The sequence below is a fragment of the Symbiobacterium turbinis genome (genome assembly GCF_055383075.1).
Map to the genome: position 1 here is coordinate 1,866,552 of NZ_AP042433.1, position 22,487 is coordinate 1,889,038.

Sequence of the window (22,487 nt, forward strand, 5' to 3'; positions counted from 1 at the left end):
TTCGTGTAGAGATTTTATGGGGGTAGCTCGATCTCTGGAACAATTCACCATACAGGGCGTCTACTTAATGTAAGTCTTTCCGCCGCCTCCCGTGGCGGCCAGTGCACCGATATGGGGGCGTGTCGTCTTGTCCAAGCCTACTGTGCGCACAGCGGCTGCGCTGTCGACCGGCCTGGTGATCCTGCTGGTCGCCGTATTGTCTTCCGCGTACACACCCGTTGCGGCCCCGTCTGCCGTGCAGCCCTCGGCGGAGCCACCGTCCGCTGCCGAAGCCCGGGCCGCGGCGCAGGGATCGCCGGCCGCCAACGGGTCGTCAGCCACTCAGGGGCCCACCGCAGACGCCAGTTGGGGCGATCCGGATGAGCACGATCCGGCAGCGCACCCTCGCGCCGACGCCCCCGGGCATGCCGCGGAGGGGTCAGCCGATGGGTCGGCCGACGGGGCAGCCGAGGACCCAGCGAACGAGCCAGCGGGTAAGCCAACGCATGAGCCAACGCATGAGCCAACGGATGAGCCGGCGGATGAGCCGGCGCCTGAGACCCCGCTCACCGTCCCGGTGCTCCTCTACCACCACCTCGAGCCCGGGGCCGACGGCTCCAACGGCGCCGTGATCAGCACCGAGGAGTTCGCGGCGCAGATGGCCTGGCTGGCGGACAACGGGTACACAAGCGTCACCACGGCCGATCTCCTGGACTGGCTGAACGGTGCACAGCCCCTGCCCGACCGGCCGGTGATGATCACGTTCGACGACGGCTACCGCTCCAACTACGCCTACGCCTACCCGGTGCTGCAGCAGCACGGCTTCACCGGGGTCGTCTTCATGGTGACCAGCCTCGCCGGGCAGAAGTTCGGCAGCCTGGAGTACCTGGGGTGGGAAGACATGCGCGCGCTGACGGCATCCGGGGTGATCGAGATTCAGGCCCACTCCCACGACGGCCACCGGCTGATCGGCGGCGAGCCCGCGCTCATCGCCTGGTCAGAGGAAGGGATTCTGGAGGACTGGCGGAAGCTGACCGAGGCCATGGCTGCCGAGGGGCTACCGCCCGTGGTGGCGTACGCCTATCCCTTCGGCGCCCATGACGAGGAAGCCGTGAACGCCCTCCGGGCCGCCGGGGTGAGGCTGGGCTTCACGGTCGCAGGGGGCCGAGTGGGCCAGGGGGACGATCCGCTGCTGCTGAACCGGCTGGTGGTCTTCCCGGGGATCGGCGAGTGCGGGTTCGCACGCCTGGTCACCGGCACCGCCGCCTGCGACTGATGTTCGCCGGCGGCGTCCGGTTGCGCTTCTCCGTGCCGGCCTCAGCCCGCTTCACCCGCTTCATTCGTGTACCCCTTCCGCACAAGGAAGACGGGCGCCAGGCCCTGGGACCCGCGGGCGTGGGACGAGATGTGCACGTGGCCCGCGGCGTCTGACCTGATCAGGAGGTTGCGGGTTTCGGGGGTCGCCATCCCCCGCCAAGTTCCGACCCGCAGGTGCGCCTGCTGCAGGGCGAGACCGATCCACAGATGGCCGCCCGACTCCACCTCCAGGGCGAGCGAATCGGGACTCAGGGCCGCGACCGCTTCTGTTTCAATGGCCTCGGCAGACACCGCGCGCACGGCCCGGAGGCTGGTCGCCTGAATCCGGCCCCGCGCCCGGATGACCGATTGCTCTGCCCCCGACCCGTGGATGATCACGTCGCCGTCCGCCCGGACCTCCGACCCGATGAGGACGCGCGCGTGCACCGGCGCATCGACGCCCCCGGCGCCGAGAATGTCCAGGGCGCGCTGCGCGGCCGTGCTCAGGGTGTCGATGAACTCCGTGAACTCGTCCACCGATCGCAGGTTGCCCGCGAAAACCCGGTACTTCAGCACGTTCAGGATGGCCTGGAGGTCGACGTGCGCCTGCAGTTCGGGAAGCTCCGCCAGCATCTGCCCGGCGCGGCAGAGTCGTTCGTGCACTTCAGCGAACTGCTGCCTGGTCAGGAACAGGATGACCTCGCCGAAGGTGCGGACCCTGGCCAATTCCGGGTAGCGCGGGTGGTCGGCGATGAGCCCGGCGTACTCCTTCATCTGCCGCAGGTCCGACTCCACGCTGCTGAACTTCCGCTGAAACTCGGCCAGCCGCCTGCGCGTCGCGTGCGTGGTCAGATGGCTCCACTCGGCCGAGCGCTCCACCCAGATGCCCTGGCCGGCCGTCAGCCTGGCGTGTTCCACCCTGCCGCGCACCCAGATCCAGCCGCCTGCAGAGATGGTCACGCCCCCGCCCAGATTCCCGTTGATCACCACGTCGCCTTCAAAGCGGTATGTATCACCCGGGCCCGCCGGCGGCTCATCCCACTCGGCCACCGGCACCACCGCGGCGCGGTAGGCACCATCGTCCACCTCCAGAAATACCGGCCGCCCGTAAATGGTCGCCACCGCCTCGGTGCCATCTGCCGAAAGCTGTACGCCACTGCCGGCCGTGAGCAGGCAGGTCGGCGGCGGTTCGGGCTCCAGCCGGTTGCCCGACACGTCGTAGCCCGCTTCGCCAGGCTGCGCAGGGGTCAGGCGGGCCAGCGGCTGGCCGGGCTCCACCCGGAGGCGGAGGCTCCTCAGGGTATCCGCCGCCTCCTCGGGCAGCAGCGACTCCACCCGGCCCGGCCTCCCGCCCGAAGCGGGCCTGCCGGCGGCCACCTGCACCGTGCGCGCGACGGGGGAAGCCAGGGCCCGCGCGATAGCCCCCTGGTTCACGCCCATCACGACGCCGGCCTTCCTGAGGGCCTGCTGCACCTCAGCCTCGCCGGGGCTGGCCTGCAGGCCGGGCAGCGGCTCTGCCGCCAGGGTGATGGCATGGGCCGGGCCGGCGTCTGCGATGCGGTACCCCGGCGGCCCCTGCTCCTCCACCTCCAGGTAGGCCGACATGCGGTCACTGGCCACCTCCACCCGGAAACCGCGCACCGGCCTGGCCGGGCGGACTGCCGCCCGAACGCCCGGCCGCTCAGGCCCCTCCAGGCGTGGATGAGCCGCCGGCCCAGGCCGCGCACCCAGACAGGAAACCTGGGCATCACGACCACCTCCCGTACCGGTCGCCGCGGGCTCCGGCGGCGCGCGGGAGGCGCTCAACAGCGCTCACCTGCCGCAGGGCAGCCACCACGTCAGCGTCCAGCCGGCCGCACCGGACCTCCTCAGCGAGCACTTCGAGGGCTTCCTCCCGGCTCAGGGCCCGCCGGTACGGGCGGTCGCTGACCAGCGCATCGTAGACGTCTGCGACGGCGATGATCCTGGCGGCCTGCGAGACGTCCGGTCCCCGCAGCCCGTCGGGGTACCCGCTGCCGTCGAGTCTTTCGTGGTGGTGGCGCACGACGTCGACGACGTCCGGCGTGATCTCGGGCACGACCTGAAGCAGGATCGACTCTCCGGCGGCGGGATGCGCCTCCACCAACCGCCGCTCCTCGGGCAGCAGTCGTCCCGGCTTCCCCAGCACCTCGGCGGGAATCGCACCCTTGCCGATGTCGTGCAGCAGGCCACCGATGTACAGTGTGCGGGTCATCTCCCGCGTCAGACCCAGGGCCTCGCCCAGCGCCGCGCCCAGGCAGGCAACCCGGCCGCAGTGGGCCAGAGTCTCCGCATCCACCAGTCCGCGCAGCCGGCGCGCCAGGGTCGTCAGCAATTCTCGCATGAACTCTCCTCCGTATCGAACGTTGAAACGTGAATTCTGCATTAGCCTAACAATTGTGCCGACCGCCATGCGTCCGACCGGAGGATGATCACGCGGTGTAATTCTGCTTGGGTGTATACAACTTTGGATGTACAAGAATGCCCACGGGCCCGGACAACATCCGGGCCCGTGGGCATGTCATATGTGCGATCAATCCTGCGCCTTCAGCATGAACACGGCCGCCTTGGTGCGGTCCGGCAGACCCAGCTTCTGCAGAATGCGGCTCACATGGGTCTTCACCGTCGCCTCGCTCAGGAACAGGCGATCGGCGATCTCCCGGTTGCTGAGCCCCTGGGCCACGTGCGCCAGCACCTCCCGCTCCCGCTGCGTCAGGAGGCTGAGGTCCGGACCGGGCCCGGCCTCCGGCGCAAGATCGCCGGGCGGCGTCTCAGGTGGGGGCGGCGTCTGAGGAGCGGGCGCCGCCGCAGGGGGCTGCGGCTGCCGGGGAGCACTTGCAGTGTCCGGTACGCCGGCAACGGGCGGAACGAAGGTCATGGTGCTCCAGAACTGGCTCTCCAGGGCAGAGAGCACCAGGGGGTCAAACCGCACGCCCTTCCCCTCTTTCACCCGCTCCAGGGCCGCCGCGGGCGAGGGCAGCCCGTCCCGCGTCCCGGCCTCCAGGGCCGCCGTGAACGCCCTGACCACCGCCAGAATGCGGGCGCTCAGCGGGATCTCGCCCCCGCGCAGACCCAGGGGGCCGCTGCCGTCCCAGCGCTCGTCGAGGGCCTCCAGCACACGGCGCACTCTTTGGAGCCGCGGCGACTCGGCGCCGGCCAGGATGCACCGGTCGGGGCGGCCGTCCTCCGCGTGCGCCAGCAGCGCGGCCAGATAGAGATCCCGCACCTCCTGCTCCGAGAGCCCCATGTTCCCCGCCAGCGCCGCCGCGTAGGCGGCGCAGGTCTGAAGCGGCACCGCCCGCTGACCCTCCCGGCTCTCCAGCACGGCCACCAGGGCTTCCACGGTGTCCTGCCGGGCGGCCTCGATCTCCGTCATCCAGCGGCTGTTCTCCAGGGCCACGCCGGCCAGGCTCGCCCAGGTCGCCAGCGGCGACCGCTCCGAAGCGTCCAGGGGGCTGGCCGCCCGGGTGCCTGCCACCAAGTAGCCCAGAAGCTGCCGGTTTCCGGGCACCCGGTGCAGCACGACGGAGACAAGTCCCAGTCTCCGGAAGCGCTCAGCATCCGGCGTTACGCCGGCGGGAAAGACCAGGCCCGCCGCCACCTCCGCCGTCAGCCCGCGCGCGGCTCTCACCCGCAGGTCGCCTTTGCCGTCGTACATGAGCAGGCAGCAGAGGTCCAGGCGGAACAGGCTCACGGCCGTGTCGATGATCAGCGTCAGCACCGCCTCGGTGTCGAACTCCGCGGTCAGCAGCCGGCTGACCTGCCCGAGGGCGAGCAGCTGCCGCACCTGCTCCCCGGCCGACTCCTGCAGCCGCTCCTTTTCCAGCGCCAGGCCCAGCATGTCCGCCACCGCCTGCAGACCGGCCAGATCCGCGGGGGACAGCGCCTCCTGCCGGGGCCGCACCACCGCGAGGATGCCTGAGGCGCTGCCGCCGCTCATGATGGTCAGCACCGTCGCGGTGCCGGAGGTCAGCCCCCACCGGCGCATCGGCTCCGCCGAGGGGTCCGCGGCCAGGTCCAGACTCACCACAGGGTCCCCCGACGGCAGCAGCAGTTGAGGAATCAACAGGAGATCGCTTGGGGGCCGCGACCGGAGTTCGGCCGCCAGCGGCCCTTCGGCGGCCAGCAGGATGGCGGGCGCACCGCCTCCGTACGCCAGGACGAAGGCGCTGGCGGCCGGTTCCAGACGGGCGGCCTCGGCAGCCGCTTCAGCCGCCTGCCGGACGTCGCTGCTCTCGCGCAGAAGGGCGGCCAGCTGGATCAGCCGCGCGGCCCAGTCCCGGTCAGTTCCCGGAGCCGCAGCCATGCCGCATCACCTCGCCGACGGGGTTTCATCCCAGGCCGGGGCGACGTACGGCTTGCAGTAACGGTACAGCCGCCCCCGGCGCTCCAGGACCTGCAGCTCCACCAGTTGCCCCAGCGCCGGCTCCACCAGGGCCTCGGGCCGGCCCAGGCGCAGCGCCAGGCTCTCGGGCGTCTCCCGCGCGAAAGGATTGCGCTGGAAGTAGAGGGCGGCTTCCAGTCGAATGGCGTTCAGATCTGCCGTCATCTTGCCGAACCCCCTCCCCAGAGCGCCAGATACGGCGGCGTGTCGGTGTACTCGATGACCATCGGCTCCGACACGCGCCCGTTCGGCGCTTTCTGCGCCTGCAGGTATTGATAGCGGCCGTCGAACCAGGTTCGCAGAATGCCCTCCGCGTTGCGCTGGACGAAGGCAGACATGGCAGCGCCCATCTCCTCGAAGTTGCAGATGCCGATGATCGTGTCGCCCCGGTGCCGGGCGTGCGCGATGGCCTCGGCCCACCCCTTCACCACGGCGTCCTGCTTCAGCGTGTGCAGGGCCGTGTTCAGATCGATCGACCAGAGCCAGTGCTCCGGACTGCCCGGACCGCCGATGCCGTGGATCGCGGCGGTCTGGTTCCCGGGGGCCAGGAACAGGTCAAACTCGTTGGGGAGCCGGATGACGTAGGGCTCCAGTTCGGGCGGGACCGGCCGGCCCACGTGCTCGACGTACCGCCATCGGCCCTCGGCCCCCAGCTTCGCGGCGTCGAAGCCGTAGAGCCCCAGCACCATGGCCACCACAGCCGGCGGGCGCACCGCCGAGCGTCCGGCCACGTAGCCGTCGCCCTGCCGCAGGTGCGCGGCGGCGATCGCGCCGAGGAGGTAGCGGTAGTTGCACATGCTGTTCACGTTCAGGACGAAAGTGCTGCCGCGGGGGATGCCGCCTCCCAGGCACTCGTCCAGCCGGTCCAGGCCGATGGGCACCACCTCGCCCACCGTCAGGTCGGGCACGCGGTCCAGCGCCGGCAGCACCCGGATGCCCTGCTGGCTGATGACGAACACGTGCTGGCCGGCCCGGAAGGGCGAACCCCGGTGCTTGCGCACCTCCAGGTGGCGGAGCCGGTTGCCCTCGAAGTCGTCGTAGGTCAGGTGCAGCACGGTGTCCACCATGTACTCCGCCATGGAGGACCCGGCCGCGGGCGCGCTTTCCTCGATGAGGATGGTGGAGAGACCCAGCCTGTGCAGCGCGTTCCGCAGCAGGTAGAGCGTGCGCCGGCTGTCGCCGCGGCCGGCCAGGGCGATCTCCAGCAGGGTGATACTGTCGACGACGACCCGTTGCAGGCCGATGTCGCGCCTCAGCTCCTCCAGCAGCCCGCCCGGGTTCACCGCCTCGTCCAGGAAGGCGGCGGGCTCCATGGTGATCACCTGGAGCTTGCCCGCCTGCTCCAGGGCCGGCAGGTCGAATCCCAGTTCGCGCGCGTCGCGGTAGATCTGCTCGGGAAACTCCTCGAACGAGAAGTAGGCGCCCCCCTCGCCCCGGCGGGCGCCCTCGCAGAGAAACTGAAGCCCCAGCGTCGTCTTGCCCGTCCCCGGCGCGCCGCGCACCAGGGTGGCGCTTCCCGGGAACAGCCCGCCGCAGAGAACACTGTCAAGCCCGTCGACTCCGGTGGAAAGTTTGGCGTGCAGATCGCTCACTGGCTATCCCCACCATTCGTGTGCAGTTCTTGCGGATGCACCTTCTGCCGGCTCCGGGCAGCAGATGCCGCTGGCCAGGGTCACCACAATCATCCCGCCTGCGGCATCCTGAGCAAGAGTTTCGGCGCGCAATAGTTAAATCCTTCGGTTAATCGGTCCGGGTACGGAGGTAAAGAGCACGCCGGACCCACACGACCGCACAGCCGTGTGAGTCCGGCGTTGCCCATTTCGCTCACGTCCGGTGTGATCAGCCTCCGGCCATGGGCGGCAGCAGCATCACCTGGTCGCCGTCCCGGAGCACGGTGTCCAGGTGCTGCAGTGTGAAGTGGTCACGCCCGTTGATGAAGATGCGGGCGCGCAGATCCGGCCAGTCTCCGCCCACGTTCACCTGCCGGTCGAACTCCGGGCCGTACTGCTGGGAGAGCCGCTCCAGGAGATCGGCCAGCCGCGCTCCGGCAGGCATCTCGACCTCAATCTCGCGGCGGCCTATCAACGCCTTGATCGCTCCCAGCGACTGGACCCTGATGATCACGGGCGATCACTCACCGCGAATTCGAGATCGAGTTTCTGCAGCGTCTCGGCGGTGGGAATGCCGCGGCTGTCCCAGCCCCGCACCGCGTAGTACTCATCCAGCATCGTGTCGAGCTCCTCCCGGGTGATCCGCTGCCCGGCGCTGTTGCCCCCCTTCACTTCTTCCTCCATGAACCGCGCCGGCAGGGTGTCATCCTTCCGGTCAAAGCCGCGGCGCACGTTGAACATGCGGGCCAGGGTGTAGAGCCGCTCGCCGGCCTGCCAGATCATCTCGCCTGTGAACGCATAGCCCGTCGCGCCGGTGAGGAGCTTGGCCGTGATCTCGCCGGCCACATGCGGAGTGCCCATCTGGAACGGGAACTCGCAGAAGGTCGCCGTATCGTAGATGCCCGCCAGGTCCTGGTTGAACTTCGTCAGGTCGCCCTTCCCCTCCACGGCGAAGCGGTCCACCCGGCGCGGCACGGGAATGTCGAAGACCTCCTGGATGGCGTAGCCGCGGTTGTGGTCGGCGCCGTTGTACGAGGTCGCGAAGTTCAGGCCGTGCGACTTCAGCCCCCGGGGGTCGTAAGCCGGAATTTCCAGGCCCTTGACCTCCATCGCGTACCTCTCCGAGCCCTTTCCGAGCCGCTGTGCAGCCTTGCGGGTGCCGTCGGCCAGAAGGTCTCCCAGATGCCCCTCTCGGTAGGCTATCCGGCGGAGCAGGGTCAGCACCGTGTCGTCGTTGCCCCAGGAGAGGTCGAGGCCGTCGGTCTCCTCCAGCAGCCCGTTCTCGTGGCACTCCATAGCCCAGGCGATCGTCACGCCCGCAGAGATGGTGTCGAGACCGAGATCGTCGCACAGCTTGTCACCGTAGATGACCGCCTCCTGCGACGTGACTCCGACAACCGATCCCAGCGAGAAGGTGGTCTCGTACTCGGGTCCCTCTGTGGTGGCGCCGCGGTACTTCCCCGACCGCACGATGCGCACCTGGCTGCAGCCGACCGGACAGCGGTAGCACGGGTTGCGGCTGATATTGTAGGCCGCTGTGGCCTCCGTACCCAGGGTCGGCGTGAGGTCAACGGTCCCGGTGTCCCTGAAGTTGTTGATCGGGAAGATTCCCAGCGCAGAGGCGCCGTCTACGGCGAGGTTGGAGCCCGTCTTGCTGAAGACAGGATAGAGCAGGGCGTTCGCCTTCCAGTGCCGGTTGATCTCGGACACGGCCTGGCGGAAGCGCGCTTCGTCGGCAATGGGCACGGGCTGGGTTCCCCTGACGGCAATGGCCTTCAGGTTCTTTGCGCCCATCACGGCCCCGAGCCCCTTCCGGCCACATGCGCGCGCCTCGTTGATGATGCTGGCCAGCAGCGATCCGTTCTCGCCCGCCGGTCCGATGCACGCAATGCGGAAGTTGTGCTCGTGAAGCATCTCCTTCAGGAAGAACTGGGTGTCGAACGTACCCATTCCCCAGAGCCGGGTAGCATCGTGGAACGAAACCTTATCGTCGCGGATCGCCACGAACGTCGGACGCTCCGCCCGGCCCTCGACGATGATGGCATCGTACCCGGCGAACTTCAACTCAGCCGGGAAGAACCCACCTGAGAAGGAGTTGGCGATGGTGTTTGTAAGCGGAGAAAGGGAGGTGACCGACATCCGGCTCGTCGCCGGCGCCGCAGTGCCGGTGAGGGGGCCAACCGCGAAGATCAACTTGTTCTCGGGCCCCAGGGGATCAGCATCGGCCGGGATCTCCTTGTAGGCGATGTAGGTACCCAGCCCCGCTCCCCCCAGGTGCCTGATGGCAACCTCGTCGGGAAGCGGTTCCACTGTGCTGGTCAGGGTGCTCAGATTCAGCCGCAGAATCTTGCCAGTGAAGCCACCGCGAATCACGGGCATGCCCCCCTCGAAAGAATATGTGTCCAACTTATAGATTACAGCGATCTGGGGTTATTCCGATATCCGTAATATGTCCATCGTTTAATAGCCCCTAAGCAGGGGGGTTGATGCACAGGTCTATATTCAAACTGCTGCTGTGCCCAAAAAGTGCGGATTCCAACCCGAGCCTCAACAGCGGGCGCACCCTCCGCTGGAAAGAATGTGCACTTTCCCCAACCCCGCGTCCCACAAGCGTTTCCGAGGCCGCACCCCCTGTACGCCGTCTGCCGCAAGGATTCACGAAAGTGCACATTGTTACCAACGCCAGGGGGTGCCAGCTGCCTTCCTCCGTCGGCGTCCGCGTCCACCCCCTGCGCCGACGGCTGCCCCCAACCCGCGCCTCAACACCGGGCGCACCCTCCCTTGGAACCAATGTGCACTTTCCCCAACCCCGCGTCTCACAAGCGTTTCCAGGGCCGCGACCCGTGCACCCCGTATGCCACAAGGACTTCACGAAAGTGCACATTGTTACCAAGGGTTCACATACAGACCACAACAATGCGGGGGCGTGCGCCCCCGCTGATTGCTGCTCAAACCATGCGAGCCCCCGCTGCTACCGCAGCCAGGCGGAAACCTCCTCCACCTCTCGCGCCAGCTGCGCGGCAACCCCGTCGCTGACCGGAGCGAACAGTTCAGGGCGGACCCGCTCGCCCACGGCCCGCCAGGTGCCGATGACGCGCCCGCCGCTGAGGATCACCGCGGCGACATCGGCTGCGGGACGGAAAACCGCCTTGTAATGCGCCTCATCCAGGTAGAACTTCTCCGCATGCGCAAGGAGGTAGGCGTCGAACTTGGGGAGCAGGCGCACAACCCCCGCATCGGCGGGAGGCTGATCCCCATCCTGAGACTGCCCCTGCTCCCGGGGCTCGGCCTCCTCATCCTCCCGCACCAGCCAGCCGTCGCGCACGATCACCCGCCCGCCCAGGCGGGCCAGGGCCTCCCGGGCGCGCCGGACGGTGACGCCGCTCCAGTGGGCGAAATCCTGAAGCCGCGCGGGGCTGTAGGCCCTGAGGTACCGCTCCAGCAGGACGGCCAGGGCGTCGTCGGGCTCCAGGCCGGAGGCGGGCCGGTCCGCCAAACCCGGCAGGTCCAGCCAGTCCGCCGTCCGCACAAACTGAACCTCCCCCTCCCGCTCGGGGCCGTACACGACCAGGCCGGCGTACGCCAGGTCTTTGAGGACGCCGCCCCACGAGGAGAAAAGGTACGCGACCCACTCATCCCGGCAGCGGAGGATCTCCTGCACGCCGGCCAGGAGTTCAGACCGGGTGGCCGGCCCCTGCGAGAGCACCTCCAGGCAGGCCTCTGCCGCGTCCGCCCGCTGCCGCTGGGTGACGTGCTTGTCCAGGTATTTGCTCCACCGGGATTCCCACTCGGGCCGGAGCGCCTGCCAGAGCAGGGGCAGGTCCTCCGCGGCCACGACGTGCAGCGTGCCCCGCAGGGTCCAGGTCCGCACCAGCCGGCGTGACTGCTCCAGCTCCTGCCGCACATCATCCGGGCCGACGCCCGCGAGCCGCGCCCGCGCGGCAAGCCCGGGCGTCGTGCGGAGCTGGCTCTGGATCCCGACCAGATGGCGGGCGAGCTCCACCACGCCGCCGGTCCGCCGCTCCCTCCCCAGCCACTGGTTGGCCGCGTAGACGGCGCATCGATCTGCTCGGGCGCCCTGCATCCCGAACCAACCTCCTTCTCGACCACTTCCGCCCCACAAGCTGCCTGTGTCCCGCCAACAAGAGAAGCCCCTCGCCGCACTGGCAAGGGGCTGCCGTCTATCCAGAATACGCATCGAGGACAATGGCATGTCGCGAACGTGTCCAGTAGCAAAGCTGGGCCCCTTAAGGTCCCGCCCGCATGATAATAGCTTACCACACAGGTAATTTGCAGTCTAGTCTTTCTCATGCAATTTCTGTACCCTCCCACTGAAAGGGAGGGTGCCGCATGGAGTCGTCTGTTTCCGTCGATCCGCAGCATCAACCGGGGCTGCTCCGCAATCGGGCGTTCCTCCTGGTGCTCGGCGGGATGGCCGTGTCGCAGCTGGGCACATCGCTCTATCAGATGGTGGCCCCGGTCTGGGTCATCCAGACCACGGGCTCGGCAGGCAGCATCGCCGCCATGACCGGCATCAGCACAGTCATCCGTCTCCTGGCGGCGCCGGTTGCGGGCACCGTTGCGGACCGGTCCGACCGCCGCCTGGTGATGGCCTCCGCCAGCCTGGCCCAAGCCCTCATCGTCTCGTCCCTGGCAGCGGCCTTCTGGTCGGGGTTCGACCCGTTCCGGCTGCTGCTGATCGGAAGCGCTTCGCTGGCCCTGGCCGGCGCCTTCTTCTCCCCCGCCTACGCGGCGGCGCAGACCGGCCTCGTCCACCCGCAGGACCTCACCCGGGCGCTGACGATCTGGCAGATGGTGCGCCAGACCATCGCACTCGTCGGGCCGGCCGCTGCCGGCGTGGTGGTGACCGCGTTCGGCCCCGCCTGGGCCCTGGCCGCCAACGGGGTCACCTACCTGGTGTCGGCCCTCTGCGTCCTGGTGATCCGGCTGCACTGGGCCCCCGCTCCTGTGAGGGACCGCCGCCCCTTCTGGCGGGACTTTGCCGACGGCCTCACGGTCATCACGGGCAGCCCGATCGTCCGCAGGACGGTGATCCTGGGGGCGGGCGTCAACCTCGCCGGTTCGGCCTTTGCCGTCCTGCTGCCGGTGATCGCCCTGAGGGAGATGGGGCTGAGCCCCGCCGTGTACGGCCTGTTCCAGGTGGTGAACCCGTCCGGCATCATGGCCGGCATGGTCGCGCTGACCGCCTTCGCCCACCGCATCACCCGCCGGGGCCGGTTCATGCTTCACACCCTGCTGCTGATGGGGCTTTCCAACGTCGCAATGGGATGGACAACCCGGCCTGCGTTCTTCCTCATGCTGCTCTTCGCCGGCGGGGTGCTGTTCGGACTGCAGAACGTGCTGTTTGCGGACCTGTGGCGCCGGCTGGTTCCGCAGGAGCAGCAGGGGCGCTTCTTCGGCATGCAGGGCTCGCTGAACCAGGCGCTGGCCCCGGTTGGGATGGCGGCAGCGGGGTTCCTGGCGGACCGGTTCTCGCCGTACCACATCGCCGGTGGCGCTGGCCTGCTCGTGGTGGCCCTGGCCGTCTGGGGCCTCATGGGGCCGGGGCTGCGGAGCATTCGGTAGCGACTGCGACGATGGCCTCCGCGTGGCGGCTCGCCGCCGTCTGGTCCCCCACGGGCTGCCGCACGCAGACCTTGTCAAACAGTCTAACCTTTGACGTAATAAGCATTAAGGTGTACAGACGCAATAAGCATTTGGGTATACGATGATGTCGGGAGGCAATAACAAGCCGTAAGAGTCCTGATCCCACTGCAGCCCCCAGTCCTGCCCAACACCGTGCCTGAGATCGGCAGTGAGGAGGGCAAATCCGATGTTGGGGTTCTTGATGTCCTGGTCATGGTGGCTCTTGTCCGGGTTTCTCTCCTATTCGGCCTGCCTGGGCGCTCTTGGAACTATCTCGGACGGACCAAACCGCAACCGGCTTGTCCTCCGTGACGTGCTGCTGAGCACCGTCTTGTTGGGTCTTCAGTGGTATGCGCATGGCCACTGGGCGTTCATGGTGACCGCACTGTTGTGCCTCTCCGTCATCCGGCCTGCTGCGCACCAGTTGATGGTCCTTCAGCTGGGCGGACGGGCCCCTGTTGACCCGGATCCCGACATCACACCAGGCGCCGGATGGGCGGCAGCCATCAGGACACAGCGCCCGGAGGAGTGGATGCCGCATCAACCTCGTCGCCTGGCCGGCACACTCCGGAACGAGGCGCTCTTGCAGCGCACCGGTCTCTCACCGGAACAACTCATTCATCTGACAAAGGTTGTCGAGAAGGTTCTGGGCCCGGTCCGGCCCGAGACCATCATCGAGATTGCCCAGCGAGATGAGGTGTTGGAATCCTACAAGCGCTGGGTGCAGAAAAGCGGTTACGGGAATAGGAGCGGATACGAAATCCTGAACTGTGACGGCGGGCCCGAAGCCATACGCCTCGTTGCGGCGATTACGGGGTTCCATTCGTAGACCTACTTACTGATCATGAAGCGCCTCCGCCGGAGAGACGGCAGGGGCGCTTTGCTGAGCCCCGCCTACGGCACTCACCGGAGCCGCAACCAGGCCGCCCACTCACGTTCTACGTCCTTTTCGGTGCTCAGACCGGCAGGACAGAACTCCCGGATACCTTGAAAACGGGCTTGAGAATATGGTCCAGCCCAGAGCATAAGCGAAGAGCTGGAATCCGATCGCTGAGCCGCGTCAGCACACATCCGGCCTGGTGCCCGCCCCGGCTGCCCCGATCGCCTTCTTCACCGTCGTGCTGCGTGCGGAGGCGCATTAACCCGCCCCCCTTTGGCGCTGAGGGTGATCATCGGCCTACCTGTCCGGCACGAGCGGGTCCGCACCAAGGCTGGCGGTTTGGGCCGCCAGCCCTACTGGTTCAACGAATGCCTGAGACCCTCACATCGCAACGGATGGAGGGTCTGCTCATGTTGGATTCAATGCTATGAGGACTCACTATTCAAGAAGCGGTTGCCCCAGCGCACCTGCGCGTCGGCGACAGGAGGCAGGGCCCGTGTTCGGTCTATGGCTCTACGAGGAGGCCGAGTTTCGCACCTTGCACGTACTGAACCCCAGAAGCGCATACAGCCCGCACCAGCCCAGGGCACCAGTCACCAGCATCAGCGCCGCCACCACGTAGAGCACGTAGCTAATCGTCCCGCCAAGCATGTACCCTGCCACAGCCGCCACAACACCTGCTCCAATCCGCAGAATCCGATCGAGACCACCAACGTTTGCTTTCAACTGATTCGGACCTCCTCTACCAGGTGCTCTACACGATTATACCCCTACCCGTACCGGAATGGCATCCGGCGGCCAGGGTATGGTGAGCGCCGTCGAATAGAGCTCGCGCCCTATTTACAACTTTGGGGCAATATAGACGCGGGCGTCCTCTCGTGGCGCTTCCCCGCGCCACCAGGGTAATGCGTGGGCAACGAAAAGCCCGAGCCGCACATAACTACACGACCGGATTCTTACTACTGATCAGCGACCCAGTACCATTCGGAGAGCAGCAGCCGCACATCGTTCACCAGGTCGTGTGCGGCGACGAAGTAGGCTCCTATACCCCGTGATACGGCTCCCAGGGCCAGCGACACGGCCAGGTGGGTCTTGCCGGCGCCTGGAGGGCCCAAGAAGATCACGTTCTCGCCGTTGCTGATGAACCGAAGCGTAACGAGATCACGAACTTGTCGCTTGTCGAGAGTGGGCTGTGCGGTGAGCGCTACTCCGTCGCACTGCCCTGCGAGTCGTGGAGGACAAGAGTGAATACGTACCGGGGGAAACCCCGCGCCGCCTCATTATGGCACTCACCGCTTACCAAGATGTGTACTACCAGAAATGTATGGTTCGCGAAGTTCCAGTGCTGCCTGTCTCTCTACTCCCGTTCGGCGACCTCCTCCCTGCAGTGGGGCGCGCACAAGAAGGCTGCGGGCGCAACGGCGCCCGCAGCCTGCGTTCGGGGGCGCATCTCACGGAGGCATGCCCTGAATGCGCAGCGTGACCTCGGCGATCAGCGCGGCCACGACGATCTTCCAACCGATCTGCTTGAAGTCGTCCAAGTCCTTCCCCATGCCGATACTGGCGAAAGCGATGATGGGGGTGGCGAGGGCCAGGAAGTTCACCTTGCTCACGTAAGCCCCGATCTGCCCGGAAAAGGGTACGCCGGGCATGGTGGAGACCAGGGCGATCGTGGCGATGTACGCGATAGTCGGCACGTAGATGGGAATGATCTTCGTCAGGATGAGGCCGATCAGGACAAACCCCAACAGAATCAACATGCCGGGGAGGGCTTCCAGGGGCGAAACCTTGTACCCTACCCAGTTTCCGATCAGGGTGATCACAGCGATGATCGCCACCAGCGGTAGGGTCTTGACCAGGTTCACATCCTGCCTCTTCTGCATACGACGTCTCCTCCTTACCGAGCTATGTCCGGTCCCTGCTCAACTTCCGGTATACCCAGTTGGCGAAGGGAAGTCCCACCAGCCATGACATGTATAGCCCGGTGACTCCGGTGATGAGGTTGCTCGCCGCGGCGAAGGCGAGGATTTCGTCCTCGAACTGGGGCAGGGCTTGCCCGATCGTGGCCGCGACGGCCGTCATCATACTGGCGCTGCCCACACCGGCAGCCATCGCCAGGGAGTATGGATGGAAGATCGCCGGAGAGAGGGACGCCATCAGGCTGCCAAGGATGCTGTAGAACGCGGCGCCGAGGACCGTCCCCGTGATGTACGTCCCCATCGCCCCTCGTCCCTCGGGGGTGTCCAACCCGTAGACTTCGCTGATCAGGCTGAGGTTGGGCTCACGGCCGACCGAATAGCAGGCGCCGATCACCTCCCGGCGCAGGCCCAGCATCATGGCAATCGGCAGGGCGACGGCAATGGAACCCCAGTTGTTTCCAATCTCCTGCAGAAGCAGCGCTACGCCCGCTTCCAGGATCTTAGGAACGTTGGGCCCCACCAGCGTGCCATACCGGGCCATCAGGGCATACGTAGCCACGACGATCAGGCTCGAGGCGAACTCCATGTCCTTGGTGTTGACCACGCGGCGGAAAGGTGCTGTACGAGCTGATCACCCCGCCCGGGGAGAAGCGAATCGAGGGGATGCTGCTGGTGGTGCAGCCCGGCGCAGGGTCTGGTCCGATGCCCCACGCCCACCGCGGGGTTGAAGTGGGCTATATGCTGCGCGGCCGGCTGCGGTACTGGCTGGGCGATGAGGTCTACGACCTGGAGGAAGGCGACAGCATCACGTACGAGGCCACGATCCCTCACCGCTATGCCAACGCGGGCGATGAAACGTGCGTGAGTCTCTGGGTGGTGGCTCATCAGCCGTTCTGAGTGCAGGAAGATCGCAGAAGGGGGCATGAACACTGTGGCTTCGGAGACAGCGGGAACGCAAAAGGAAAATGGCCCCACACGTGAGGGTGTGGAGCGCTCTTCACGTCGGATTCGGTGACGCCTCAAGTAAGGTTATGGTTTTGGCGGTGTGCTGGCCCTTCGGTTCAGTTCCTCAAATGCCCGCGCTCATGTTGGGCATGACCAGTCTGCGGCGGAGTGAGCGGCTGGCGCTCAGATGGCGAACGAGAAGTGGCGCGAGGAGGCCGGGCCAGCCTGAATTGATCGGGACTTGCTGGTCGATTTCTGGATGCCAAACACCTTCCGCAATGCACCGACAGAAGCCGCGAAGCTCGCTGGCATTCCGAACCTCACGCCGCCTACACGCACGTGGTCGAAGTGAAGAAGCGCCCGGCCGCCAAACTCATCGAGGACATCTTCAACCCGCCGGACACGGAGAAAACCGGATCCGCCGCAGCTGCCGGCGCTGAGGTCCTGACGTGCTAACATTTCTGAGGGGCAAAAGCGGGGTATCCAGCCGTTTGGTTTGCGAATCTGTTAGCAAATCCCGGTCCTAGACAACAGAAAACCCGCACAGCCCTAGAGCCATGCGGGTTCCTGGTGAGAGTCCGGCTATACCCCTGGTTCTGTCCGCCTGCCTTGCGGCAGGCGTGATGATCATTTATCTCACGGCCCGACCAGACCGTGGTCCCGGCTTACGCCAAGGACTGCGTCCTACCCGCGCTCAAAGGCGCCTACTTGGACTTGCACCGTGGCGGAGATTGCCCGTGCCACTCCCCCGTCGCCGGGGGACCTGCGTCTCTCTAGCTCGTTACAGGTACAAGCGACTCGCACACAGACGAGACCGCCTTCCCCATCGTCGGCTCGCGCCGCCAGAGCTTGCGCTCTGCGCCAACTTTCTTCCGGCTACAGGTCCTGATTGCGTCTGCCGGAGGCAGACTCGGACTTCACCGAAAGCGGTGCCAGGAAGTTCCTCACCGGGCCATCCGGGTAATGCGGCATCTGCCTCCCCATCTGCCCGGCGCGATCATCCACCGAACTCTCACGATATGAAGCTGTGGTCGGAAAGCTTAGATTTTCATTGTAACAGAAGACGGTTGTGCCGTCCACCGGAAAAGGTTGGACGGCACAGCATGGTGCGAGAGCCGAGATTCGAACTCGGGACCTCACGGTTATCAGCCGTGTGCTCTGGCCAACTGAGCTACCCTCGCATGATACGACCGCTTCCGGATGCGGAAGCGGCCAGAACATGGAGCTGATGACCGGGCTCGAACCGGTGACCTCGTCCTTACCAAGGACGTGCTCTACCTACTGAGCTACATCAGCATGGATCTGGTGGACCGCGTAGGACTCGAACCTACAACCTGCCGATTAAGAGTCGGATGCTCTACCAATTGAGCTAGCGGTCCATGCTGTGTCGTCGTGCTGTATTTCGTTCGCTGAGCGCAAAGTTATTCTATCCGGTCGACAGCTTCCTGTCAACACCCCGAATCGCGTCGATCGCAGCCCGCGATCGGAAGCAATACGGCGCAGCCTGCCGCAACATCGCATAGCAGGCGCGGATCGCTTCCTCCAAGTTCCAGTGCACCTGCGCCCGGTACAGATAAGGATCCATCTCGCTCTCGTGGCCCAGCCACACCCGGCTGCGGTAAGCCACCTTCCCCGCGAAGCCGCTCACCGGCTCAGCCATCACCATGACCTGCGCCTGATATCCATCCGGCAGATCCAGGAACTGCTCGAACACCTTTCCCGCCTCCACCGGCTGATCCCCCCGGGTCAAGTCTCGTATATCCCTACGTACCGCCTCAGGGTAAAGTTCACATTGGAGCGAAATAAGTACAGCGCCTTTCATCTCTGGAGCATTCAGGTGCTTGTCCCCTAACATTGGATATGCTTATAATGGTGTTATCGTAAACGATGAGGAGGACGAATCGTGGAAGAGATCCTGCGGGGCTATCGCGATCGCGCTTATACGCTGTTGGCCGAGAACCGGGCACAATCCCGCGAGGGAATCGAGGTTCTGGTCCGCGAGAGGCTGCCTCATGTGGCCGCAGCCATGCAGGCCGGCGGAAAGCCGCTGACGACGGCGCAGCTTGACGCCCTTTACCACGAACTGCTGGAGATCTCGTTCACGATGTTCTCCCTGGGCTACACCATGGCCCACACGGTGGATCGTCCCGCCAACACACGTGTATAGCTGACCCGGCCTAACCGGCCGGGTCTTTCTCTTCTTCCGGTCGTTCCCATCGTTCCGGTCCTTCCGGTCCTACCGGTTCCGGGCGGGCCGCCGGCGCGGGCAGGACGGGCAGCGGGTGCACCTCGGTCAGGCGGGCCACCACAAACGCCCAAAGCACCCGCAGCAGCCCGGCGGCGGGCACGGCCAGGATCATCCCCCACGGGCCCGCCAGGTAGCCGCCGGCCAACACGACGAACAGCACCCCGATGGGATGCAGCCCCACGGAGTGGCCCATGATCTTGGGCGAGAGCACCGCGCTCTCCACCTGCTGGATGAGCAGGAACACCAGGGCCACCTGCATGCCCCGCCAGGGCGACTGGGCGAGTCCAGAGAGCACCGCCGGCACTGCGCCCAGCACGGGCCCCACGTAGGGGATAAACTCCGTCAGCCCCGCCCAGATGCCCAGCAGGACGGCAAACCGCAGCCCCAGCAGCGACGAGGCGACCGCCGCCAGGGCGCCCACGGAGAGGCCCAGCAGCACCTGCCCCCGGACGAAGCCGGAGATCACCCGGTCGAGTTCCCGCAGCAGCTGGATGATATCCTGCCGCCACCGGCGGGGCAGCGCCCGCAGGAAGCGGTCCCGGAAGTAGTCCAGATCCTTCAGCAGGTAGAACGCCAGGAACGGGGACAGCAGCAGACTGACCAGGAAGCCGGCGGCCGCCTCCAGCGTCTGGATGTCCAGGAGCCTGCGCAGGGCCGCCACCGAGCGCACCTCGATGTTGGTGATCGACCGGTCCAGGCTCTCCCGGAGCTCCGGCGGCAGCCCCGCGTCCCTGGCCCACCGCTGCAGCCCGTCGGCCAGATCCCGGGCCCGGGCGGAGTAGAGCGGGATGGTCTCGGTCAGCCGGCGCACCTCCGTCAGGGCCGAGGGCACCAGCTTCACCACCACCAGGATCCCGGCGGCGGCCAGGGCGGCGTAGACCGCGAGGATCGCCCAGCCCCTTGGCAGGCCCAGCCCGACCAGCCCGTTGACCAGCGGCGCCAGCAGGTAGGCCAGGACCACCGCCAGGAGAAAGGGCGCCAGCACCGGGCGGATGGTCCAGAGCCCCCAGGCCAGGGCGAGGACCAGTCCGCTCAGCACCAGCGCCGTCAACAGCCGCCGTCCGAGACGCGTCACGGGTCAGTCATCGTCCCCCGGCATGGCGGCCGCCATCGCGTCGACCCCGTCGTTCCACATCCGCCGCATCCCCCTGCCCATCCGGCTCATCCCCTGCATCACCGGCTGGCGGGTCTGAGGCGTGAGGGCGACCACCAGGATGGCCCCCAGGGCCACGCCGGCCAGCACACCGGAAACGAAAGCGCCATTGTACCGCATCGTGTTCATCTCCTATCGACATCTCCTATCGACGACGTTCGTTGGTCGGCCCGCAGGACACGGACGCCTCCGCCTGGTGCTCGGCGGCCGCTATCAGCTCGCCGTCCGAATCCAGGTGGTAGATGCGCACCGCCCCCCGGGCCGTGTTGAACTCCACGCAGCAGTCCCAGCAGTAGTATTGCTCTGTCCCGACCCGGCCGATACTGCGGCTGTCGCAGTTCGGGCACCTCATGTCCACAGCCCCCCTTCGCTCTCGGCTGCGGCATCCAGCAGGATCGCCCCCTCGCCGGTCAGGGCCGGCCCGTCCAGGGGCAGGATCGCCTTCCCGCTCAACAGGTCGTCCACAAAGCCGCGGGAGAGCTGGAGGGCGCGAATCTCACCCGTGCTGGGCTCAAAGTACAGGTCGTCCAGCGTTCCCAGTTCCTCGCCGGAGCCATCCAGCACCGGCAGCCCGGTCAGGGCCGAGCCGCACCGAGTCTCGGCCTCGTCCTCCAGGTAGCGCTCGTCGGCCAGAACGTACGTCGAACCCACGGCCCTCACTGCCTGATAGTCCAGCACCCGGCGGCGGCTCAGCAGCCCGCCGGTCTCCAACACCAGGCCGCAGAGGCGCAGGCCGTCCTGGCTGATCAGCACCTCCTGCACCCGCCCCACCGGCCGCATGTCCGGGCCTGCCAGCACCGGCAGCCCGATGAGATCCCTGGCCCTGGACACTTCCGCATCGATCCCCCGCTCGCGTACTTCAGGATCATCCTGTTGCTACTGCCAGTCTTCCCCGATCGCGGCAACGACAAACGGGTATTTTCGCGGCGGCTTCAGGGCAGAGTCCGGGCTGGTCCCTTTCCGGCCCTGCTGGTCCCTTTCCGGCCCTTACGTTAGCCCGTACTGTTCCCTGGGGGGCCTTTACGGCGGGCCCTTACGGCCGGCCCTTACGTTCTGTTCGCCTGTACTGTTGGATACCGCCGGGCCCGACCACGCCAGTGGAGGGGCGGGCAAGGCGCGGAAGCGGATCGCCGCGGGCCCACGCCCCACTCACCAACAGCCAACCCGAACAGAACGGATACGTGGTTCACGCACCCCACTCACCAACAACACAGACCCCCGGGCCCGCTTCATGCGGACCCGGGGGCAACTATGCGCATCTTCAATTCACCGCACGGTCGATCGTCCCGCCGCCCAGGACCCAGTTGCCGTCGTAGAAAACCACGGCCTGACCCGGGGTGATCGCCCGCTGGGGCCGGTCGAACTCCACCCGGACGGCATCCTCCCCGATGGGATAGATCGTGCAGTCCGCCTCCGGCGCCATGCGTCGGATCTTCGCGCGGCACCGCCGCGGGAAGGTGAGGCCTGTGATGGCGATCCAGTTCAGATCCGAGGCGATGAGCCCGCCCCGGTAGGTCTCCTCGTCCTCCCCCACGATCACGGCGTTGCGCTCCACGTCCAGCTCCGTCACGTAGACCGGGCGGGGGGTCGTGAGCCCCAGACCCTTGCGCTGCCCCACGGTGTAGAGCGGCAGCCCCTTGTGCTGCCCGATCACCTCGCCGCGGGTGTTCAGGATCGGCCCGGGCACGATCGCCTCGGGCACCCGCTCCTTCAGGAACCGGCCGTAGTCGTTGTCGTAGACGAAACAGATCTCCTGCGAGTCGGGCTTGTCGGCGGTGACGAAGCCGTACTTGGCCGCCAGGGCCCGCACCTCCGACTTCTCCATCCCCCCGATGGGGAAGAGCGTGTGGGCCAGGGCGTCCTGCGTCAGGTTGTGCAGCACGTACGTCTGGTCCTTGCGGGCGTCAACCGACTTGCCCAGGAGCCAGCGGCCCGGGAAGCGGTCATCCTTCCCGATCACGGCGTAGTGGCCGGTGGCGACATAGTCGCACTCCAGCTGACGCGCCTTCTCCAGGAAGGCCGAGAACTTCACGTACCGGTTGCAGGCGATGCACGGGTTCGGTGTGCGGCCGCGGACGTACTCCTGAATGAAGTAGTCGATCACGGTGCCGGCGAACTGCCCCTGGAAGTTCATCACGTAGTACGGGATGCCCAGCTTGTGGGCCACGGAGCGGGCGTCCTCCACCGCGGCCAGGGAGCAGCAGCCCGAGTGCTGGTTCATCTGAATCTCTTCCGGAATATCGTCGGTCCAGGTGTTCATGGTGACGCCGATCACCTCGTAGCCCTGCTCCACCAGGAGCGCAGCCGCCACAGAGGAATCGACGCCGCCCGACATGGCCATGAGCACGCGCCCCGCCATCCGTCGCCCACCCCCTTCCTCGTTTCTGCATAGTGTAGCCCGATCGACGC

23 protein-coding genes and 3 tRNA genes are annotated in these 22,487 nt (G+C 66.7%); 5 read left to right on the plus strand and 21 right to left on the minus strand.

All coding sequences use genetic code 11. The features are described from left to right. Positions 1 to 556 precede the first annotated feature (556 nt). Positions 557 to 1,255 (plus strand): polysaccharide deacetylase family protein, encoded by a 699-nt coding sequence (locus ACZ45O_RS08830; RefSeq protein WP_464857531.1) that lies wholly within the window; start codon positions 557 to 559, stop codon positions 1,253 to 1,255. 41 nt (positions 1,256 to 1,296) lie between these two features. On the opposite strand, the gene ACZ45O_RS08835 is transcribed toward ACZ45O_RS08830, so the two are convergent. From ACZ45O_RS08835 to ACZ45O_RS08870, 8 genes are all read right to left on the minus strand, one after another. After that, positions 1,297 to 2,916 carry a flagellar assembly protein A gene (locus ACZ45O_RS08835; RefSeq protein ID WP_464857533.1) on the minus strand — a complete coding sequence of 540 codons (1,620 nt, stop codon included), beginning with the start codon at positions 2,914 to 2,916 and terminating at the stop codon, positions 1,297 to 1,299. Between the two features lie 106 nt (positions 2,917 to 3,022). Continuing rightward, positions 3,023 to 3,637, minus strand: a complete 615-nt coding sequence (locus ACZ45O_RS08840) for an HD-GYP domain-containing protein (RefSeq protein ID WP_464857535.1) — start codon at positions 3,635 to 3,637, stop codon at positions 3,023 to 3,025. 189 nt (positions 3,638 to 3,826) lie between these two features. Further along, entirely contained in the window at positions 3,827 to 5,599 is a 1,773-nt protein-coding gene (locus ACZ45O_RS08845; protein WP_464857537.1) for a LuxR C-terminal-related transcriptional regulator, read from the minus strand. A 6-nt stretch (positions 5,600 to 5,605) separates the two neighbouring features. Beyond that, complete coding sequence (locus tag ACZ45O_RS08850; protein WP_464857539.1) at positions 5,606 to 5,842, minus strand: hypothetical protein; 237 nt, start codon at positions 5,840 to 5,842, stop codon at positions 5,606 to 5,608. Continuing rightward, positions 5,839 to 7,269, minus strand: coding sequence for a DUF7125 family protein (locus tag ACZ45O_RS08855; protein ID WP_464857541.1), 1,431 nt, complete (start codon positions 7,267 to 7,269; stop codon positions 5,839 to 5,841). Before ACZ45O_RS08855 ends, ACZ45O_RS08850 begins: the two co-directional genes overlap by 4 nt. Positions 7,270 to 7,516: 247 nt before the next feature. Continuing rightward, a complete protein-coding gene (locus ACZ45O_RS08860; protein WP_464857543.1) occupies positions 7,517 to 7,801 on the minus strand; it encodes a MoaD/ThiS family protein in 285 nt (94 codons plus the stop codon). After that, positions 7,798 to 9,660 carry an aldehyde ferredoxin oxidoreductase family protein gene (locus tag ACZ45O_RS08865; protein WP_464857545.1) on the minus strand — a complete coding sequence of 621 codons (1,863 nt, stop codon included), beginning with the start codon at positions 9,658 to 9,660 and terminating at the stop codon, positions 7,798 to 7,800. Before ACZ45O_RS08865 ends, ACZ45O_RS08860 begins: the two co-directional genes overlap by 4 nt. 598 nt (positions 9,661 to 10,258) lie before the next feature. After that, entirely contained in the window at positions 10,259 to 11,371 is a 1,113-nt protein-coding gene (locus ACZ45O_RS08870) for a winged helix DNA-binding domain-containing protein (RefSeq protein ID WP_464857547.1), read from the minus strand. A 266-nt stretch (positions 11,372 to 11,637) separates the two neighbouring features. Between ACZ45O_RS08870 and ACZ45O_RS08875 the strand changes: the two genes are divergently transcribed. Both ACZ45O_RS08875 and ACZ45O_RS08880 read left to right on the plus strand, forming a co-directional pair. Next, positions 11,638 to 12,873 carry an MFS transporter gene (locus tag ACZ45O_RS08875; protein WP_464857549.1) on the plus strand — a complete coding sequence of 412 codons (1,236 nt, stop codon included), beginning with the start codon at positions 11,638 to 11,640 and terminating at the stop codon, positions 12,871 to 12,873. A 247-nt stretch (positions 12,874 to 13,120) separates the two neighbouring features. Beyond that, positions 13,121 to 13,762, plus strand: coding sequence for a hypothetical protein (locus ACZ45O_RS08880; RefSeq protein ID WP_464857551.1), 642 nt, complete (start codon positions 13,121 to 13,123; stop codon positions 13,760 to 13,762). A 564-nt stretch (positions 13,763 to 14,326) separates the two neighbouring features. On the opposite strand, the gene ACZ45O_RS08885 is transcribed toward ACZ45O_RS08880, so the two are convergent. From ACZ45O_RS08885 to ACZ45O_RS08900, 4 genes are all read right to left on the minus strand, one after another. Then, entirely contained in the window at positions 14,327 to 14,539 is a 213-nt protein-coding gene (locus ACZ45O_RS08885) for a YgaP family membrane protein (RefSeq protein ID WP_464857553.1), read from the minus strand. Positions 14,540 to 14,772: 233 nt separating this feature from the next. Continuing rightward, positions 14,773 to 15,063, minus strand: coding sequence for an ATP-binding protein (locus ACZ45O_RS08890; RefSeq protein ID WP_464857706.1), 291 nt, complete (start codon positions 15,061 to 15,063; stop codon positions 14,773 to 14,775). A gap of 201 nt (positions 15,064 to 15,264) precedes the next feature. Then, positions 15,265 to 15,696, minus strand: coding sequence for a DUF340 domain-containing protein (locus tag ACZ45O_RS08895; protein WP_464857555.1), 432 nt, complete (start codon positions 15,694 to 15,696; stop codon positions 15,265 to 15,267). 22 nt (positions 15,697 to 15,718) lie between these two features. After that, positions 15,719 to 16,336, minus strand: a complete 618-nt coding sequence (locus ACZ45O_RS08900; RefSeq protein ID WP_464857557.1) for a DUF3100 domain-containing protein — start codon at positions 16,334 to 16,336, stop codon at positions 15,719 to 15,721. Between the two features lie 11 nt (positions 16,337 to 16,347). Between ACZ45O_RS08900 and ACZ45O_RS08905 the strand changes: the two genes are divergently transcribed. Further along, positions 16,348 to 16,629: a cupin domain-containing protein gene (locus ACZ45O_RS08905; RefSeq protein ID WP_464857559.1), complete on the plus strand. Its 282-nt coding sequence runs from the start codon at positions 16,348 to 16,350 to the stop codon at positions 16,627 to 16,629. A gap of 1,152 nt (positions 16,630 to 17,781) precedes the next feature. On the opposite strand, the gene ACZ45O_RS08910 is transcribed toward ACZ45O_RS08905, so the two are convergent. From ACZ45O_RS08910 to ACZ45O_RS08925, 4 genes are all read right to left on the minus strand, one after another. Further along, a tRNA-Ile gene (locus ACZ45O_RS08910) sits at positions 17,782 to 17,858 on the minus strand. Between the two features lie 39 nt (positions 17,859 to 17,897). After that, positions 17,898 to 17,973, minus strand: a tRNA-Thr gene (locus tag ACZ45O_RS08915). Positions 17,974 to 17,980: 7 nt separating this feature from the next. Next, positions 17,981 to 18,056: transfer RNA gene (locus ACZ45O_RS08920), tRNA-Lys, on the minus strand. Between the two features lie 47 nt (positions 18,057 to 18,103). Next, positions 18,104 to 18,391, minus strand: coding sequence for a hypothetical protein (locus ACZ45O_RS08925; RefSeq protein ID WP_464857561.1), 288 nt, complete (start codon positions 18,389 to 18,391; stop codon positions 18,104 to 18,106). 189 nt (positions 18,392 to 18,580) lie between these two features. Here ACZ45O_RS08925 and ACZ45O_RS08930 point away from each other — a divergent pair, with 189 nt between their 5' ends. After that, positions 18,581 to 18,844, plus strand: coding sequence for a hypothetical protein (locus tag ACZ45O_RS08930; RefSeq protein ID WP_464857563.1), 264 nt, complete (start codon positions 18,581 to 18,583; stop codon positions 18,842 to 18,844). A gap of 10 nt (positions 18,845 to 18,854) precedes the next feature. On the opposite strand, the gene ACZ45O_RS08935 is transcribed toward ACZ45O_RS08930, so the two are convergent. The 5 genes from ACZ45O_RS08935 to mnmA all read right to left on the minus strand — a co-directional run bounded on the left by ACZ45O_RS08935 (position 18,855) and on the right by mnmA (position 22,437). Continuing rightward, positions 18,855 to 20,000, minus strand: a complete 1,146-nt coding sequence (locus ACZ45O_RS08935; RefSeq protein ID WP_464857565.1) for an AI-2E family transporter — start codon at positions 19,998 to 20,000, stop codon at positions 18,855 to 18,857. A 3-nt stretch (positions 20,001 to 20,003) separates the two neighbouring features. Continuing rightward, the gene (locus ACZ45O_RS08940; RefSeq protein WP_464857567.1) at positions 20,004 to 20,198 is read right to left on the minus strand and encodes a hypothetical protein; all 195 of its coding nucleotides are present in this window, start codon (positions 20,196 to 20,198) and stop codon (positions 20,004 to 20,006) included. A gap of 25 nt (positions 20,199 to 20,223) precedes the next feature. Then, a complete protein-coding gene (locus ACZ45O_RS08945) occupies positions 20,224 to 20,430 on the minus strand; it encodes a hypothetical protein (protein ID WP_464857569.1) in 207 nt (68 codons plus the stop codon). After that, positions 20,427 to 20,909 (minus strand): PRC-barrel domain-containing protein, encoded by a 483-nt coding sequence (locus ACZ45O_RS08950; protein WP_464857571.1) that lies wholly within the window; start codon positions 20,907 to 20,909, stop codon positions 20,427 to 20,429. Before ACZ45O_RS08950 ends, ACZ45O_RS08945 begins: the two co-directional genes overlap by 4 nt. Before the next feature lie 430 nt (positions 20,910 to 21,339). Next, the gene (mnmA, locus tag ACZ45O_RS08955; protein WP_464857573.1) at positions 21,340 to 22,437 is read right to left on the minus strand and encodes a tRNA 2-thiouridine(34) synthase MnmA; all 1,098 of its coding nucleotides are present in this window, start codon (positions 22,435 to 22,437) and stop codon (positions 21,340 to 21,342) included. Positions 22,438 to 22,487 lie beyond the last annotated feature (50 nt).